Source organism: Pseudomonas sp. PB103 (assembly GCF_009764635.1).
Taxonomy (GTDB): domain Bacteria; phylum Pseudomonadota; class Gammaproteobacteria; order Pseudomonadales; family Pseudomonadaceae; genus Aquipseudomonas.
The window spans coordinates 28,539-44,889 of sequence record NZ_RWIL01000132.1 but is presented as its reverse complement, the minus strand read 5'-3'; the positions used below and the strand labels follow the sequence as shown (position 1 = coordinate 44,889).

The following is a 16,351-nucleotide window of genomic DNA, read 5'->3' as shown; positions in this document are numbered from 1 at the left end:
TTTGATCTTATAAACAGCAAGATCAAAAGATCGCAGCCTGCGGCAGCTCCTACAGGGGTTTAGATCACGTCGAAATTCACTTCCGTGATGACGCCCGGGTTCCAGTAAAAATTCGGACTCAGCCGCGCGCCCAGATAAATCACGTATTGCACCGTCACCCTGCGGCCAACATGCGCCTGATAAACCTCAGGCGCGATATGAAACGCCATCGTCTGCTTTGGATTAACCGCCAATCGACGCTGACGCTCGACCCAATGATCCGGCGATTGCGTCCAGAGAATTTCGATGCCGTAACAGGCGCGCAGGTTTTCAATCGGCGCCAGGCGTACGGTAATTCCATCGGCAAACGCGGCAGCTTCCAGCGTGCCATTGACCACGCCTTGCACCTCAAGCATGGGCTTGCGGCCGAGCTCTGGGGCGATAAAGACTTTTCGGGCAGGGGACGGTTTGGCGCCACCGGCTTGCGGAAGATGAAAGAAAATCACCTCGACTTCGAGGCTTTCCAGACGTTTCAGCTCGCTGTCCGGAATGGCAATCGGAATCCAGTAGTCTTTGCTGTTCACCACAACATCTGCCGATTGAAACGACGGGGTACCGTCCAATGCCAGCCACTCCACGCGGAGCTTGTCGCCGATAGCGATTTGCGGCGAGGACGGATTCAGCAAAGCGAACGTCGAATCGATAAACGGCGAGCCCGGGCCGATGATTTCCAGCGGAATGACGGCGCCTTCGGGCTCGGTCTTGCCGAACTCGAAATAGCGGTTGTGCTTTGAGTAGAAGTAGGCGATCAGCGGCGCCTGTAATGCCGTTGCTTTCGCTGTCAGCGCAGTCTCGGTCGAGAAACCAGAGCCTGCATTGCCGCCATCGAAAAACCCGCCTACGCCTGCCATGACCGTCCCCTCGCTTTGGAGGCCGTCAGCTAATCACGGGGCGCGGCACGTCGGCTACTGTCAGAAATGACAGTGGACACACACAAAACCTGAATATTTCCACAAAACCAATGTGGGAGCTGGCTTGCCAGCGATAGCGGTTTTTCAGACACATCAATGTTGAATGTGCCGCCGTCATCGCTGGCAAGCCAGCTCCCACTAGTTTAATGGCAAGTCTTTAGACCGCCATTGGCGCGGTCATTGGTGCGTGGTGTTCGTAGCCTTCCAGCGAGAAATCGCTCGGCTCGACCAGTTCCAGCCATTCGGGCTGGTACACGCCAGTCTTGGCAAACTCCGGTACACGATCGGAGATTTTCAGTTTTGGCATGGCGAACGGCTCGCGCTTGAGCTGTTCGTTGAGCATGTCCAGGTGGTTTTCGTAGACGTGCGCATCACCGATGAAATAGGTGAACCAGCGCGGCGTGTAGCCAGTCAGGCGACCGATCAGGCTCAGCAGCGCGGCGCCTTCGGTGAGGTTGAACGGCGTGCCCAGACCCAGATCGTTGGAACGAATGTAGAGGGTCAGGGAAATTTCCTTGGTCTCGACATTCGGGTGGAACTGGTACAGCAGGTGGCATGGCGGCAGGGCCATTTCATCGAGCTGAGCGACGTTCCAGCCGTGGAACAGAATGCGACGGCTGCCCGGATCCTTGATGATCGTGTCGACGCACTGACGCACCTGGTCGATGGCTTTGTACATCACCACGTAGGCCTGGCCGTCTTCTTCGCCTTGAGCGATCTGCTTGTAGCCGTTGCTCAGGGTTTGTTCGATGGCGGCGGTGTTGCTCAGCGGGATCTGCTTGTACGCCGGCCATTTGCGCCATTGCACGCCGTAGATTTCGCCGAGGTCGTCGTCACCCTGACGGAACGGGTTGGCCAGCCACTGCGCGTTTTCGTTGGCGTTCTGGTCCCAGACCTTGCAGCCCAGCGCGCGGAATTCAGCGGCGTTGTTGACGCCACGGAGAAACCCGCACATCTCGCCGATGGCCGATTTGAAGGCCATCTTGCGCGTGGTGATCGCCGGAAAACCTTCCTGCAGATCGAAACGCAGCATCGCACCCGGAAAACTGATGGTGTTGATGCCGGTGCGGTTGGCCTGTTTGCTGCCGTTCTGAATGACGTGCGAGACCAGTTCGAGATATTGCTTCATGAGTTACCTGTGTCCTTTGAGCCCCGGCGTCGCGCGCCGGGGTTCGTAGTTTAAGCCGTCGGCGCGAGCGGTGCTGCCGGTGCGCGACGATAGGCCAGCCAGATCAGGAACAGCCCGCCGATGATCATCGGCACACAGAGCACCTGGCCCATGGTCAGCCAGTTCCAGGCCAAGTAGCCGAGTTGCGCATCCGGCACACGGACGAATTCGACGATGAAACGGAAGATGCCGTAGAACAGCGCGAACATGCCGGAAACGGCCATGGTCGGACGCGGCTTGCGCGAGAAAATCCACAGAATCAGGAACAGCGCCACGCCTTCAAGCGCGAACTGATACAGCTGCGACGGGTGACGCGGCAGTTGCGCCGGATCGCTGAATGGCGGGAAGACCATCGCCCACGGCACGTCGGTGGCTTTGCCCCACAATTCGGCGTTGATGAAGTTACCGATGCGCCCGGCGCCCAGACCGATCGGCACCATTGGCGCGACGAAGTCCATCAACTGGAAGAACGACTTGCCGTTGCGCTTGCCGAACCATAATGCAGCCAGCATTACGCCGATAAAGCCGCCGTGGAACGACATGCCGCCCTTCCACACCTCGAAAATCAGCGTCGGGTTGGCCAGATACGCGCTCAGATCGTAGAACAGCACATAGCCCAGACGTCCGCCGACGATCACGCCCATCGACAGCCAGAAGATCAGATCGGAGAGCTTCTCCTTGCTCCAGGTCGGGTCGAAACGGTTTAGCCGGCGCGACGCCAGCAGCCACGCACCGCCGATGCCGATCAGGTACATCAGGCCGTACCAATGGATATTCAGCGGACCGATGGACAGAAAACGGTTGAACACATGTATGTCCAGCGGACCGATGGATAACGCCACCGGGTCGATCTGCGGGTAAGGCAGCATTGCGACTCCTCGTTAGAGTTGAAACCAAAATTCCCGGGCGACGCTGCCACCTCAGGATTAAGCCAGGATTGCGACGCGGTTAAAGCAGGAAGCTCACACCCACGCTGAACAGCAAAGCGGCGAACAGCCGTTTCAGCAAGCGCGGCGACAACTTGTGCGCCAGGCGCGCGCCGAGACGGGCGAAAACCATGCTGGTCAGGGCGATGCCCAATAATGCCGGCAAATAGACAAAACCGAGACTATGCGGCGGCAACAACGGGTCGTGCCAGCCCAGAATCATGAAACTTAATGCACTGACCAAGGCAATCGGCAGACCGCAGGCCGATGACGTCGCCACCGCTTGCTGCATCGGTACGCTGCGCCAGGTCAGGAACGGCACGGTCAGCGAACCGCCGCCAACGCCAAAAATCGCCGAGGCCCAACCAATCACACTGCCGGCCACGGTCAGACCCACTTTGCCCGGCACGGTTCGGCTGGCCTTGGGTTTGACGTCCAGCGCCAACTGCACCGAGATCACCAAAGCGAACATGCCGATGATCTTTTGCAGGTGCGGCCCGGAAATCGCCTCGGCGGTCAGCGCGCCAAACCCGGCGCCCATGAGAATTCCCACGGTCATCCACATGAAGATCGGCCAGCGCACTGCGCCGCGACGATGGTGTTCACGCACGGCATTGACCGAGGTGAAGATGATCGTCGCCAGCGACGTACCGACCGCCAGGTGGGTCAGGATCGACTGATCGAAGCCCTGCAAGGTGAAACTGAACACCAGCACCGGAACGATGATGATCCCACCACCGACACCGAACAGCCCGGCTAACACGCCAGCACAGGCGCCGAGCGCCAGATAGAGCAGAAATTCCATGTCCTTCTCCCAGACGCATCCCAAAACCGGAGCGGCATGGTAACGGATGCGCGGCCTTCTGCTCCACTGGCGATGGATGCACGGGCGCCGGATGCGTAGAGTGGGCAAAAAACACACAAGGACCACCTTATGTGCCTGATCGTTTTTGCCTGGCGCCCGGGCCATGCCCAGCCGCTGATCGTCGCGGCCAACCGTGACGAGTTCTACGCCCGGCCGAGTCTGCCGCTGGCGCAATGGCCCGAAGCGCCGCACGTGCATGCGGGGCGTGATCTTGAGGCTGGCGGGACGTGGCTAGGCATCGGCGCCAACGGCCGCTTTGCCGCGCTGACCAATATTCGCGACCCGCAGCAGCCGCCCGCGCGCAAATCGCGCGGCGAACTGGTGGCGCGGTTTCTGACCGGCGATCTGTCGATTGATGATTATTTGAGCGATGTGGTCGGGCGTTCGCCGGAGTACGCGGGGTTCAATCTGCTGCTCGGCAACAGCCATGAGCTGTGGCATTTCAATGCGCGGATATCGGAGCCGGTGATGCTGCAGTCCGGGGTCTACGGGTTATCCAATGCCGGGCTGGATACGCCGTGGCCGAAGTTGCTCAAGGCCAGAGCGGCGTTGGGCGCAGTGCTGGATGAACCGACACCTGCGCGGTTGCTGGGGTTGTTGAGTGATGCGCAGGTTGCGCCGTCGGCTGAGTTGCCGGATACCGGGGTCGGCATGGCGACTGAGACTTTGCTGTCGAGTGTGTTTATTGCCAGCCAGAGTTACGGCACGCGGGCAAGTACGGCGTTGGTGGTGCAGGCGGATGGGACACGGCGGATGGTCGAGCGCAGTTTCGGGCCGTATGGCGGGCATCTTGGGGAAGTTGAGGTTTATGTCTAAGAGCTGACCCTCACCCCATCCCTCTCCCGGAGGGAGAGGGGGCCGACCGAGGTGTCTTGGGCCATACATCGACCTGAAAGACCGAGTCGATTATGGATTCAGCAAAGCACTTTCGGGTCGGTGCAGGTCGATTATGGATTCAGCACAGCACTTTCAGGTCGGCGGAGTTCTGCAACATCCCCGAATCAGTCCCCTCTCCCTTCGGGAGAGGGCTAGGGTGAGGGGCTTTTGATCTTCAGAGAGCTTTGATGACTGCTGGTGGATTGATCTTCGACAACCCTAGGTTCTTCAGCGCCAGTTGCAGCGAGCTGTGGATAACTTGCGGGTTGTCGATGGTCATCAGTTCAGCCAACAACTCCTTGGCCTTGCTCAGATTGACCTGCCGCAACATCCACTTGACCTTCGGCAAGTTGGTGGCGTTCATCGACAAACTGTCGAAACCCATCGCCATCAACAGCACCGCCGCCGCCGGATCACCGGCCATCTCGCCGCAGATACTTACCGGTTTGCCTTCGGCATGGGCATCACGCACTACGGTTTGCAGGGCTTGCAGCACCGCCGGGTGCAGGTAGTCGTAAAGGTCGGCCACACGCGGGTTGTTGCGGTCGACCGCCAGCAAATACTGGGTCAAGTCGTTGGAGCCGACGGACAGGAAGTCGACCATCCGCGCCAGTTCCTTGGTCTGATACACCGCCGCCGGAATTTCGATCATCACGCCAATCGGCGGCATCGGCACGTCGGTGCCTTCGTCGCGCACTTCGCCCCAGGCCCGGTGAATCAGGTGCAGGGCTTCTTCGAGTTCGTGGGTGCCGGAGATCATCGGCAGCAGAATCCGCAGGTTGTTCAGGCCTTCGCTGGCCTTGAGCATCGCGCGGGTCTGCACCAGGAAGATTTCCGGGTGGTCGAGGGTGACGCGAATGCCGCGCCAGCCGAGGAACGGGTTGTCTTCCTTGATCGGGAAGTACGACAGCGACTTGTCACCGCCGATGTCGAGGCTGCGCATGGTCACCGGTTGCGGGTGGAATGCGGCGAGCTGCTCGCGGTAGATCGCCAGTTGCTCCTTCTCGCTCGGGAAGCGCTGGTTGATCATGAACGGCACTTCGGTGCGGTACAGGCCGACACCTTCGGCGCCACGCTTCTGCGCCCGCGCCACATCGGCGAGCAAACCGGTGTTGACCCACAGCGGCATGCGGTGGCCATCGAGGGTCACGCACGGCAGGTCGCGCAGGGTATCGAGGCCCAGCGCCAGTTGTTTCTCTTCTTCGACGACTTCGGCGAACTGCTTGCGCAGCACTTCGCTCGGGTTGGTGTAGACCTCGCCGCGTGTGCCGTCGACGATCATTTCGATGCCGTCGACCTTGGCGTACGGCAGATCGACCAGCCCCATCACCGTCGGAATGCCCATGGCGCGGGCAAGGATCGCGACGTGGGAGTTACCCGAACCGAGTACCGAGACCAGACCGACCAGCGTGCCTTCCGGCACCTCGCCGAGCATCGCCGGCGTCAGTTCTTCGCTGACCAGAATGGTTTTTTCCGGGTAGACCAGGTTCTGCTGACGCTCTTCCTGCAAATAGGCGAGCAAGCGCCGACCGAGGTCTTTGACGTCCGAGGCGCGCTCACGCAGGTAGGCGTCGTCCATCAGTTCGAAACGGTTGACGTGTTCCGTGACCACCTGCCGCAGCGCGCCCTGGGCCCACTGGCCGGTCTTGATCACGGTGGTGATTTCGCTGCCCAGCGAGGCATCGTCGAGCATCATCAGGTAGACGTCGAACAGCGCACGCTCTTCCGGGCGCAACTGCGTCGCCAACTTGGCGGACAACGCGCGCATGTCGGCGCGCACGCCTTCGATGGCGGTCTTGAACAGCGCCAGCTCAGCGTCGATGTCGGTGATGGTCTTGTCGGGCACCACGTCGAGATCGGCCGGTGGCAGCATGACCACCGCCGTACCGACCGCCGCACCCGGTGAACCCGGCACGCCGACGAACTTGGCTTCCTGAATGCCTTTGCCCTGACGGCCCAGGCCGCGGATCGAACCGGTGGCCTCGGCGTGGGCAATAACGCCGGCGAGCTGCGCACTCATGGTCACGAGGAAGGCTTCTTCACCTTCGTCGAACTGACGGCGTTCTTTTTGCTGGATGACCAACACGCCGACGACGCGGCGGTGGTGAATGATCGGTGCACCGAGGAACGAGGCGTAACGCTCTTCACCGGTTTCGGCGAAGTACCGGTAGCGCGGGTGAACCGAAGCGTTTTCGAGGTTCAGGGGTTCTTCACGCGTGCCGACCAGACCGACCAGACCTTCGTTGGGTGCCATGCTGACCTTGCCGATCGAGCGCTTGTTCAAGCCCTCGGTGGCCATCAGGACGAAGCGGTTGGTCTCGGGATCAAGCAGGTAGACCGAGCAGACCTGGCTGCCCATGGCCTCTTTGACGCGCAACACAATAATCCCCAACGCCGCCTTGAGATCCTTGGCGGAGTTAACTTCCTGGACGATCTTGCGCAGCGTATTGAGCATGGCTCGGGGTCGAACTCCGTCGTCAGTCGCGCGCTAAAAGGCGCGGGGCAAGCTCTTTGAGGGCGCGGCGATACACCTCGCGCTTGAATGTCACCACCTGGCCCAACGGATACCAATAGCTGACCCAGCGCCAGCCATCGAACTCCGGTTTACCGGTCAAATCCATCCGCACCCGCTGCTCGTTGGAGATCAGGCGCAGGAGAAACCATTTCTGTTTCTGGCCGATGCACAGCGGTTGGCTGTGGGTACGCACCAGACGTTGCGGCAAACGATAGCGCAACCAGCCCCGGGTACAGGCCAGTATTTCAACATCTTCACGTTCCAGGCCAACTTCTTCGTTCAGCTCGCGGTACAAGGCGTCTTCCGGCGTCTCTTCAGGGTTGATTCCCCCTTGCGGAAACTGCCAGGCATCTTGATTGATACGGCGAGCCCATAGCACCTGGCCGGCGTCATTCGTCAGAATGATCCCGACATTGGGGCGGAAACCATCGGGGTCGATCACGGGCACAACCTCGCAAACGCATGTCGCCGCATTGTTCCACAAAGGTTGATAAGGCGGCAACGAAGCTTCCTACCTTATGTGCACTCTTGTGAAAAGACCGTATTCTTGTCGCCTTTTTACAGACTTATCAGCGGGTAACTGCAATGCGCCTGGCACTCTTCGATTTGGACAACACCCTTCTGGGCGGCGACAGCGATCACGCCTGGGGCGACTATCTGTGTGAACGCGGCTTCCTCGATCCGATTGCGTACAAAGCGCGCAACGACGAGTTCTATCAGGATTACCTGGCCGGCAAACTGGATAACGCCGCGTACCTGAACTTCTGCCTGGAGATCCTCGGCCGCACCGACATGGCCGTGCTCGATCAATGGCACAACGATTACATGCGCGACTGCATCGAACCGATCGTCCTGCCGCAAGCGCTGGAACTGCTGAAAAAGCACCGTGATGCTGGCGACAAACTGGTGATCATCACCGCGACTAACCGTTTCGTCACCGCGCCGATTGCTGTTCGACTGGGCGTTGAAACCCTGATCGCTACCGAATGCGAGATGGTTGATGGCCGCTACAGCGGGCGCAGCACGGATATTCCGTGCTTCCGCGAAGGCAAGGTGACGCGCCTGAATCGTTGGCTGGAAGAGACCGGGTATTCGCTGGACGACAGCTATTTCTATAGCGATTCGATGAATGATTTGCCGTTGCTGGAGCAGGTGGCGAATCCCGTCGCTGTCGATCCGGATCCGAATCTGCGTGCCGAGGCCGAGAAGCGTGGCTGGCCGGTGATTTCTCTGCGCGGCTGATGACGCCATCGCTGGCAAGCCAGCTCCTACAGGGACTATCAGTGGACACAAATTTTGTGGACAGCTCAAAAACCTGTGGGAGCTGGCTTGCCAGCGATTTGGGTCAATTCGGTCTCAAGCCTTAAACAGGCTTGGCACCCATCAACCCCGCAATGGCGAGAAACCCAACGCCGCTGACAATCGCCAGGGCCAGATTGAATTTCCAGTTACCTACCCCGCTAGTCCACAGCCGATTAAGCCGCACCAACAGCCACACGGCACTCAACGTGGCCACGGCATAGATCACGCTGGAACCCAGAATCCAGAACTGCCCCAGTGGCCAGCCGATCAGGTGTACCAACCACCAGCCGGTGAAAGGCATGCTCAGCATACCTATCAGCATCAAACACCAGATAAACAGCCAAGGGCGCTGCATCGTGCTCGCTGGCCCTTCGCTGCGATTACGCCAGGTCAGAGCGGCAAGCCCCAACCCGCTGACGAGGATCACCACGGTCGCCGCGACGTGAAGGACTTTCAGGGTGGTCAGGGTTTCCATGAATTTCTCTTCCTTGGGCCATGCCCATCAGCGTAGCCGCTCAGCCAAGAAACAGCTGATAGGCCGGGTTCTCGCTTTCATCCCAGTACGGGTAGCCGATTTCCTCAAGCGCTGCCGGCACCAGATGGCGCTCGTCGTGCGGTACTTGCAGGCCGGCGACCACACGGCCATCGGCGGCGCCGTGGTTGCGGTAGTGGAACATCGAGATGTTCCAGCGCCCACCGAGCTTGTTAAGGAAGTTGAACAGTGCGCCCGGACGTTCCGGGAATTCGAAGCGGAACACCACTTCATCGACCACCTGCGCCGCGCGGCCGCCGACCATGTGGCGGATGTGCAACTTGGCCAGTTCATTGTCGGTCAGGTCGAGCACCGGGAAGCCCTGCTCGGTGAGGCTCGCCAGCAACGCACTGCGCGGATCATTTTCCGGGTGGGTCTGCACGCCAACGAAGATGTGCGCTTCGCTGCCGGTGTTGTAGCGGTAGTTGAATTCGGTGATCTGGCGCTTGCCGATGGCTTCGCAGAACGCCTTGAAGCTGCCGGCCTTCTCGGGAATGGTCACGGCAATGATCGCTTCGCGGCCTTCACCCAGTTCAGCGCGCTCGGCGACGTGGCGCAGGCGATCGAAGTTGACGTTGGCGCCGGAGTCGATGGCAACGAAGGTCTGGCCGCTGACGCCGCGTTGCTCGACGTACTTCTTGATACCCGCAACGCCCAACGCGCCGGCAGGCTCGGTGATCGAGCGGGTATCGTCGTAGATATCCTTGATCGCTGCGCAGATCTCGTCAGTGCTGACGGTGATCACTTCATCGACATAGTCTTTGCAGATGTCGAAGGTGTGCTGGCCGATCTGCGCCACCGCAACGCCGTCGGCGAAGATGCCCACGGTCGGCAGCACCACGCGCTCACCGGCGGCCATCGCCGCTTGCAGGCAGTTGGAATCGTCCGGCTCGACGCCGATGACTTTGATGTCCGGGCGCAGGTATTTGACGTACGCGGCGATACCGGCGATCAGACCGCCACCACCGACCGGGACGAAAATCGCGTCCAGCGGCTGCGGGTGCTGGCGCAGAATTTCCATCGCCACGGTGCCCTGCCCGGCGATGGTGTGCGGATCGTCGTACGGGTGGATGTAGACGTAGCCTTTTTCATCGACCAGTTTCAGCGAGTAGGCCAGCGCTTCCGGGAACGAGTCGCCGTGCAGTACCACCTTGCCGCCACGCGAACGCACGCCTTCGACCTTGATCTCGGGGGTAGTCTTGGGCATGACGATGGTGGCTTTCACGCCCAACACTTTTGCCGCCAGAGCCAGACCCTGCGCATGGTTGCCCGCCGACGCGGTGACCACGCCACGGGCGCGCTCTTCGTCGGTCAACTGAGTCAGCTTGTTGTAGGCGCCGCGAATCTTGAACGAGAACACCGGCTGCAAGTCTTCGCGCTTGAGCCAAATGTCATTGCCCAGCCGCTCGGAGAGCTGGCGAGCGTTCTGCAGCGGGGTTTCTACGGCAACGTCATAAACGCGCGAGGTGAGGATCTTTTTGACGTACTGTTCGAGCATCGGAAAGCATCACTGAGCGGGTTGGGCAGGGCCAAGGAGTCTAACCCGGCTTTTGCCCGGGCGACCACACGAATCCAGAGGTTTTAGCCGCGCCTTAAAAGATCGCAGCCTGCGGCAGCTCCTACAGAATGCATGCGATTCCTGTAGGAGCTGCCGCAGGCTGCGATCTTTTGATCTGCCAATAGGACAATGACCTTCCCAGACATGGAGCCTATAATGCCGGCCTTTCCGTTCTCACCTTGCCCGCTTCCGGAGCCCGCATGACCCAGGATCAACTCAAACAGGCAGTGGCTCAGGCCGCCGTCGACTTCATCCTTCCGAAACTCGACGACAAGAGCATCGTCGGGGTCGGCACCGGCTCCACCGCCAACTGCTTCATCGACGCACTGGCCCAGCACAAGGGCGCGTTCGATGGCGCGGTCGCCAGCTCCGAAGCCACCGCTGCGCGCCTGAAAGGCCACGGGATTCCGGTGTACGAGTTGAACACCGTCAGCGACTTGGAGTTCTACGTCGACGGCGCCGATGAAAGCGACGCGCACCTGAACCTGATCAAGGGCGGCGGCGCTGCCCTGACCCGCGAGAAGATCGTTGCGGCCGTGGCCAAGACCTTCATCTGCATCGCCGACGCCAGCAAACTGGTGCCGGTGCTGGGCGAATTCCCGCTGCCGGTCGAAGTGATCCCGATGGCCCGCAGCCACGTCGCGCGTCAGTTGGTAAAACTGGGCGGCGACCCGGTGTACCGCGAAGGCGTACTGACCGACAACGGCAACATCATCCTCGATGTGTTCAACCTGCAAATCACCAACCCGGTGGAGCTGGAAGCGCAGATCAATGCGATTGTTGGCGTGGTCACCAACGGCCTGTTCGCGGCGCGTCCGGCGGATCTGCTGCTGCTGGGCACACCTGAAGGCGTGAAAACCCTCAAGGCTGAGTAAGCCAAACTGCCCGAAAATGTATGGGCAGACGAATAAACCTGTGGGAGCTAACCTTGTGGTGAGGGGATTTATCCCCGATGGGCTGCGTAGCAGTCCTGCTTTTTGGGGCCGCTTCGCGACCCATCGGGGATAAATCCCCTCACCACAAAAGCCAGCTCCCACAGTGTTTTGCGGTGTTTGTCAGGGTTGAGTGGGTTTTTTGAAGACGTAGAACAGGTTCGGCTCACTCACCAGGTACAGCGTGCCGTCGTCATCCATCGCAATGCCTTCCGCCTGTGGCACGGTTTTCTTCAAACCCTGACGCCCGCCACTGATGGACATGGTGCTCAACGGCCGCCCATCGACATCCAGCTCCAGAATCAATCGCGACTCGTCCGACAGCGCCAACAAATGGCCGCTGCGTTCGTCGTATTGCAGGCTCGACAGGTCACGCACAAACATCCCGGCATCGCGCTTGGGGTTGTTGATCACGTGCACCGCGTAGGACTTCTCCGGGTTGAAATGCGGAAAGCCATGCACTTCGTAGATCAGCATCGGGTCGCGCTCTTTTGCTACAAACAAGCGCTTGCCCACGGAATCATAGGCCAACCCCTCGAACCCCTTGTTGCCGCTCATGTGCACGCCGAGGGTCATCTGCTCGGCATCGGCCGCATCGAGGAAGGTCGTGTCTTTTTCCAGGTGGATCTTGATCAGCCGCTGCTGGCGTTCGTCGGTGATCACATAGGTGTCGGCGCTGATGAACTCGACCGCTTCCGGGTCGCCGAAACCGATCAGCGCGATGCGCCGCAGGATTTTGCCTTCCAGCGACAACTCGACCAGCTCGGCATTCTTGTTGGTGACGGTGAACAGGCTTTTGCGCACCGGATCGAAGGTTAGCGCTGAAACATCGTCGTCCAGCCCTTCGATGACTCGCGCTTCGATCTCGACTCGATATTGGTCCAAGGCAATGGACTCACTGCTCTGCGTCTGCCACAGCGTATGCAGGTTGAACCAGGCGCGCTCGAACAGACGCATATATTGGCCAATCGCAATCAACGCGATCAGGGCAATCACCGAGACGATGATGACCAGAGGTTTGGGACGGGCAAGTCGACGCATTCGGGCGGGCTCGGAATCAAAACAGGCGGATGAAATATCACGCCCGTCTGAACTGAAGCTTAATGGCCACTTGCCCCAAACCACAACCCAACCTCGTGTAGGAGCTGCCGAAGGCTGCGATCTTTTGATTTTGTTTTTAGGATCAAAGTCAAAAGATCGCAGCCTGCGGCAGCTCCTACATGGGTTCGCTTTGGGCGTTATTTGTGTTTTTCGAAGCGATAGAACAGGTTCGGCTCGCTGACGATGTACAGCGTGCCCGCCTCGTCCATGGTCACGCCTTCAGCGCGGGGGATGGTTTTTTTCAACCCGTTGAAACCGCTCAGCAGGGTCATGAAGCTGACTTGCTCGCCCTTCTCGTCCAGTTCCAGCAGCAGGTGCGAATCAGCCGAAAGCACCAGGGTGTGGCCGGTGCGCGGGTCGATTGCCAGCGCGGAAAGATTGCGGATATCCAGTTCGTCGCTGGCCAGCTTCTGCTTGTCGCCTTTCAGGACCTGGCTGCCATCGCTTTTCCAGGTGAACAGCGCCGGTGGCCGCTCCTCGCCCAGCAGCAATTGCTGATTGCGCGGATCCCAGGTGATCGCCTCGAACGCCTTGTTCTGGTCTTTCGATGGCCCGAGGTCGTATTTCGGGAAATCGGCGATGTTCAGCTCGCGGGTGTCGGCGTCAACCTTGACGATAGAGAGCATGTGTTCACGCTCGTCGACGATGGCCATCAAGCCGTTTTCCATGACGGTCAGGCCTTCCGGATTGCTCCAGCCTTTGAGCGGCATCTTGCGCAGGACATCGCCCTGCAGCGTCAGCTCGGCGAGGAACGGATTCTTGCCCATCACCGAAAACAGGGTTTTGGTCTGCGGGTTATAGGACAGGTCCGAGGCTTCGTCCTTCTCCATGCCCGGCAGCAACTTCGCGTCGATCACCGCGCGATAGTCCGGCAGCCAGATGCTTTCCTTCTGCTCAGCCTGACTTTCAAAGCGCTCGTGTACCCACAGCAACGCACGGTCATCCCAATGCATGGCGAACGCCAGGCCATAAACGGCAGCGACCAACAACAATAACCAAACGTACCAACGCAGGTAGAAACGCGAGCGAGGGGTGGTTTTGAGCTGAGTTTGAGAGGACATCGAGGGACGCTTTCCGAAAATTCAGGCTATGGGTAATAGCACAAAGAGGCCGGCTCAGACGCCAGAATTGCGGAAATTATCCAGACAGGATGTGAAAAAAACGGCAAATGGCGGGATTGCCCTGTGGGTTTGCAGAACTGATCACACATCTAAATGTGGAATGGGTACTGTGGTGAGGGGATTCATCCCCGATGGGCTGCGAAGCGGCCCCAAAAGCTGGGACTGCTGCGCACTCCATCGGGGATAAATCCCCTCACCACAAAGGCCCCCCCCCCAAAAAAGGAAGGGTGCGGCGGTTAGCGCACGCTGCTGGTGAAGCTGCTCGCGCCGACCAGTTCGAGGACGATGTCATCGCCAACGTTCAGCGGGCCGACGCCCACGGGTGTGCCGGTGAGGATTACGTCACCGGCCTGCAGCGAGAAGCAGCCGGCCATGTGCTGGATCATCGGCACGATCGGGTTGAGCATCGCGCTGCTGTTGCCGTCCTGACGCACTTCGCCGTTGATGGTCAGGCGAATGCCGATGTCGGTCAGGTCAGCAAAGGTGCTGCCAACCACGAACGGGGCGATCACCGCCGCGCCGTCGAACGACTTGGCGATTTCCCACGGCAGGCCCTTGGCTTTCAGCTCGGCCTGTTTGTCGCGCAGGGTCAGGTCCAGCGCCGGGGCGAAACCGGAGATCGCGTCGAGCACTTCTTCACGGCTCGGCTTGGTCGACAACGGCTTGCCGATCAACACGGCGATTTCCGCTTCGTAGTGCACCGAACCGCGCTCGGTCGGAATGGCGAAACCGCCTTCCAACTCAACCACGCAACTGCCCGGCTTGATGAACAGCAACGGTTCGGTAGGCACCGGGTTGTCCAGTTCTTTGGCGTGTTCGGCGTAATTACGGCCAATGCACACGACTTTCCCGATCGGGAAGTGGATGCGCGTGCCGTCGACGTACTGGTGCTGATAGCTCATTTACCGACTCCTGCCTTCATTGATTCATCAAAGATTGCCGATCAAACCGCGAAAATCTTGCCCGGGTTCATGATGCCGTTCGGGTCGAACACCGCTTTCACCGCTTTCATGTACTCGATCTCAACCGGCGAGCGGCTGTAGGTCAAGTAATCGCGCTTGGTCATGCCGACGCCATGTTCAGCGGAAATCGAACCGTTGTACTTCTCGACGGTTTCGAACACCCACTTGTTGACGGTCGCGCACTTGGCGAAGAACTCGTCCTTGCTCAGGTTATCCGGCTTGAGGATGTTCAAATGCAGGTTGCCGTCGCCGATATGGCCGAACCAGACAATTTCGAAGTCCGGGTAGTGTTCGCCGACGATCGCGTCAATTTCCTTCAGAAATGCCGGCACTTTCGACACGGTGACAGAGATGTCGTTTTTGTACGGCGTCCAGTGCGAGATGGTCTCGGAGATGTACTCGCGCAGTTTCCACAGATTCTGCAATTGGGTTTCGCTCTGGCTCATCACGCCGTCCAGCACCCAGCCCTGCTCGACGCAGTGCTCGAAGGTTTCCAGTGCGCTGTTGGCCACTTCTTCGGTGGTCGCTTCGAATTCCAGCAGCGCGTAGAACGGGCAATCGGTTTCGAACGGCGCAGGTACGTCGCCACGGCCCATGACTTTGGCCAGGGCTTTGTCGGAGAAGAATTCGAACGCGGTCAGGTCGAGCTTGCCCTGGAAGGCGTGTAGCACCGGCATGATCGAGTCGAAATCGGCGGTACCAAGGACCATCGCGGTGAGGTTTTTCGGCGCGCGATCGAGGCGCATGGTCGCTTCGACGACGAAACCCAGCGTGCCTTCAGCGCCGATGAACAGCTGACGCAGGTCGTAACCGGTGGCGTTCTTGATCAGGTCTTTGTTCAGTTCCAGCACATCGCCCTTGCCGGTGACGACTTTCATGCCGGCGACCCAGTTGCGGGTCATGCCGTAGCGAATCACCTTGATCCCGCCGGCATTGGTGCCGATGTTGCCGCCAATCTGGCTGGAACCGGCCGAGGCGAAATCGACCGGGTAATACAGGCCTTTTTCTTCGGCGACGTTCTGCAAATGCTCGGTGACCACGCCCGGCTGACAAACGGCGGTGCGGTCGGTGAGGTTCACGTCGAGAATCTGATTCATGTAGTCGAACGAGACGACCACTTCACCATCCGCGGCCACGGCAGCGGCGGACAGCCCGGTGCGCCCGCCCGATGGCACCAGTGCGACCTTGTGCGTGTTGGCCCAGCGGACTATGGCCTGCACCTGCTCGATGTTCTTGGGAAACACAATGGCGCTGGGCGCCGGGGCGAAGTGCTTGGTCCAATCCTTGCCGTACGCACTCAGGGAGTCGGCGTCGGTGAGGACTTTGCCAGGCTCAACCAGGGTCTTCAGTTCATCAATCAGGGCAGGATTGGTCATCGACAGAACTCTCGAACAATTCATGGTCATCCTGAGAACGCTTCACGTCGCAGGAATGAGTGTTTAGCGGGGAGGCTATGCTAGCATATCGACCCCGCAGGACAGTGCCCAAGGCCAGATCCGCGGAGACGACTTTCTTGTCGTCCGGGTCAGCGTCTGTTGACCAT

At 59.7% G+C, this 16,351-nt stretch carries 15 protein-coding genes; 3 read left to right on the top strand and 12 right to left on the bottom strand.

The features are described from left to right. Positions 1–59: 59 nt before the first annotated feature. From EJA70_RS24500 to EJA70_RS24485, 4 genes are all read right to left on the bottom strand, one after another. Positions 60–890 carry a hypothetical protein gene (locus tag EJA70_RS24500; RefSeq protein ID WP_158834160.1) on the bottom strand — a complete coding sequence of 277 codons (831 nt, stop codon included), beginning with the start codon at positions 888–890 and terminating at the stop codon, positions 60–62. Positions 891–1,107: 217 nt separating this feature from the next. Continuing rightward, a complete protein-coding gene (locus tag EJA70_RS24495) occupies positions 1,108–2,079 on the bottom strand; it encodes a thymidylate synthase (RefSeq protein WP_158834158.1) in 972 nt (323 codons plus the stop codon). Positions 2,080–2,129: 50 nt separating this feature from the next. After that, positions 2,130–2,987, bottom strand: coding sequence for a prolipoprotein diacylglyceryl transferase (lgt, locus tag EJA70_RS24490; RefSeq protein ID WP_008088444.1), 858 nt, complete (start codon positions 2,985–2,987; stop codon positions 2,130–2,132). Positions 2,988–3,066: 79 nt separating this feature from the next. Next, complete coding sequence (locus EJA70_RS24485) at positions 3,067–3,849, bottom strand: sulfite exporter TauE/SafE family protein (RefSeq protein WP_158834156.1); 783 nt, start codon at positions 3,847–3,849, stop codon at positions 3,067–3,069. A gap of 129 nt (positions 3,850–3,978) precedes the next feature. On the opposite strand from EJA70_RS24485, the gene EJA70_RS24480 reads away from it, so the two are divergent. Then, positions 3,979–4,725, top strand: coding sequence for an NRDE family protein (locus tag EJA70_RS24480; RefSeq protein ID WP_158834154.1), 747 nt, complete (start codon positions 3,979–3,981; stop codon positions 4,723–4,725). Positions 4,726–4,960: 235 nt separating this feature from the next. Here the strand turns inward: EJA70_RS24480 and ptsP are convergent, their stop codons facing one another. Both ptsP and EJA70_RS24470 read right to left on the bottom strand, forming a co-directional pair. After that, on the bottom strand, positions 4,961–7,240 hold the full coding sequence (ptsP, locus tag EJA70_RS24475) for a phosphoenolpyruvate--protein phosphotransferase (protein WP_158834152.1): 2,280 nt from the start codon (positions 7,238–7,240) through the stop codon (positions 4,961–4,963). A 22-nt stretch (positions 7,241–7,262) separates the two neighbouring features. Then, the gene (locus EJA70_RS24470) at positions 7,263–7,742 is read right to left on the bottom strand and encodes an RNA pyrophosphohydrolase (RefSeq protein WP_003229203.1); all 480 of its coding nucleotides are present in this window, start codon (positions 7,740–7,742) and stop codon (positions 7,263–7,265) included. Positions 7,743–7,885: 143 nt separating this feature from the next. On the opposite strand from EJA70_RS24470, the gene EJA70_RS24465 reads away from it, so the two are divergent. Next, a complete protein-coding gene (locus tag EJA70_RS24465; protein WP_123593572.1) occupies positions 7,886–8,542 on the top strand; it encodes an HAD family phosphatase in 657 nt (218 codons plus the stop codon). Between the two features lie 121 nt (positions 8,543–8,663). On the opposite strand, the gene EJA70_RS24460 is transcribed toward EJA70_RS24465, so the two are convergent. Both EJA70_RS24460 and ilvA read right to left on the bottom strand, forming a co-directional pair. Further along, the gene (locus EJA70_RS24460) at positions 8,664–9,077 is read right to left on the bottom strand and encodes a DUF2269 family protein (protein ID WP_008088451.1); all 414 of its coding nucleotides are present in this window, start codon (positions 9,075–9,077) and stop codon (positions 8,664–8,666) included. 40 nt (positions 9,078–9,117) lie between these two features. Continuing rightward, complete coding sequence (ilvA, locus tag EJA70_RS24455; RefSeq protein ID WP_129395954.1) at positions 9,118–10,632, bottom strand: threonine ammonia-lyase, biosynthetic; 1,515 nt, start codon at positions 10,630–10,632, stop codon at positions 9,118–9,120. Positions 10,633–10,892: 260 nt separating this feature from the next. Between ilvA and rpiA the strand changes: the two genes are divergently transcribed. Then, the gene (rpiA, locus tag EJA70_RS24450) at positions 10,893–11,567 is read left to right on the top strand and encodes a ribose-5-phosphate isomerase RpiA (RefSeq protein WP_008088454.1); all 675 of its coding nucleotides are present in this window, start codon (positions 10,893–10,895) and stop codon (positions 11,565–11,567) included. A 180-nt stretch (positions 11,568–11,747) separates the two neighbouring features. Here the strand turns inward: rpiA and EJA70_RS24445 are convergent, their stop codons facing one another. From EJA70_RS24445 to EJA70_RS24430, 4 genes are all read right to left on the bottom strand, one after another. Then, complete coding sequence (locus tag EJA70_RS24445; protein WP_158834150.1) at positions 11,748–12,665, bottom strand: SdiA-regulated domain-containing protein; 918 nt, start codon at positions 12,663–12,665, stop codon at positions 11,748–11,750. 197 nt (positions 12,666–12,862) lie between these two features. Then, positions 12,863–13,786 (bottom strand): SdiA-regulated domain-containing protein, encoded by a 924-nt coding sequence (locus EJA70_RS24440; protein ID WP_158834148.1) that lies wholly within the window; start codon positions 13,784–13,786, stop codon positions 12,863–12,865. Between the two features lie 296 nt (positions 13,787–14,082). Beyond that, positions 14,083–14,748, bottom strand: coding sequence for a fumarylacetoacetate hydrolase family protein (locus EJA70_RS24435; protein WP_008085293.1), 666 nt, complete (start codon positions 14,746–14,748; stop codon positions 14,083–14,085). A gap of 41 nt (positions 14,749–14,789) precedes the next feature. Continuing rightward, a complete protein-coding gene (locus tag EJA70_RS24430) occupies positions 14,790–16,184 on the bottom strand; it encodes an FAD-binding oxidoreductase (RefSeq protein WP_158834146.1) in 1,395 nt (464 codons plus the stop codon). Between the last annotated feature and the right edge of the window lie 167 nt (positions 16,185–16,351).

Bases quoted from the DNA above. Each gene is read 5' to 3' on its own strand.
- EJA70_RS24500 (WP_158834160.1), bottom strand. From the start codon at position 890: ATGGCAGGCGTAGGCGGGTTTTTCGATGGCGGCAATGCAGGCTCTGGT.
- EJA70_RS24495 (WP_158834158.1), bottom strand. From the start codon at position 2,079: ATGAAGCAATATCTCGAACTGGTCTCGCACGTCATTCAGAACGGCAGC.
- lgt (WP_008088444.1), bottom strand. From the start codon at position 2,987: ATGCTGCCTTACCCGCAGATCGACCCGGTGGCGTTATCCATCGGTCCG.
- EJA70_RS24485 (WP_158834156.1), bottom strand. From the start codon at position 3,849: ATGGAATTTCTGCTCTATCTGGCGCTCGGCGCCTGTGCTGGCGTGTTA.
- EJA70_RS24480 (WP_158834154.1), top strand. From the start codon at position 3,979: ATGTGCCTGATCGTTTTTGCCTGGCGCCCGGGCCATGCCCAGCCGCTG.
- ptsP (WP_158834152.1), bottom strand. From the start codon at position 7,240: ATGCTCAATACGCTGCGCAAGATCGTCCAGGAAGTTAACTCCGCCAAG.
- EJA70_RS24465 (WP_123593572.1), top strand. From the start codon at position 7,886: ATGCGCCTGGCACTCTTCGATTTGGACAACACCCTTCTGGGCGGCGAC.
- EJA70_RS24460 (WP_008088451.1), bottom strand. From the start codon at position 9,077: ATGGAAACCCTGACCACCCTGAAAGTCCTTCACGTCGCGGCGACCGTG.
- ilvA (WP_129395954.1), bottom strand. From the start codon at position 10,632: ATGCTCGAACAGTACGTCAAAAAGATCCTCACCTCGCGCGTTTATGAC.
- rpiA (WP_008088454.1), top strand. From the start codon at position 10,893: ATGACCCAGGATCAACTCAAACAGGCAGTGGCTCAGGCCGCCGTCGAC.
- EJA70_RS24445 (WP_158834150.1), bottom strand. From the start codon at position 12,665: ATGCGTCGACTTGCCCGTCCCAAACCTCTGGTCATCATCGTCTCGGTG.
- EJA70_RS24440 (WP_158834148.1), bottom strand. From the start codon at position 13,786: ATGTCCTCTCAAACTCAGCTCAAAACCACCCCTCGCTCGCGTTTCTAC.
- EJA70_RS24435 (WP_008085293.1), bottom strand. From the start codon at position 14,748: ATGAGCTATCAGCACCAGTACGTCGACGGCACGCGCATCCACTTCCCG.
- EJA70_RS24430 (WP_158834146.1), bottom strand. From the start codon at position 16,184: ATGACCAATCCTGCCCTGATTGATGAACTGAAGACCCTGGTTGAGCCT.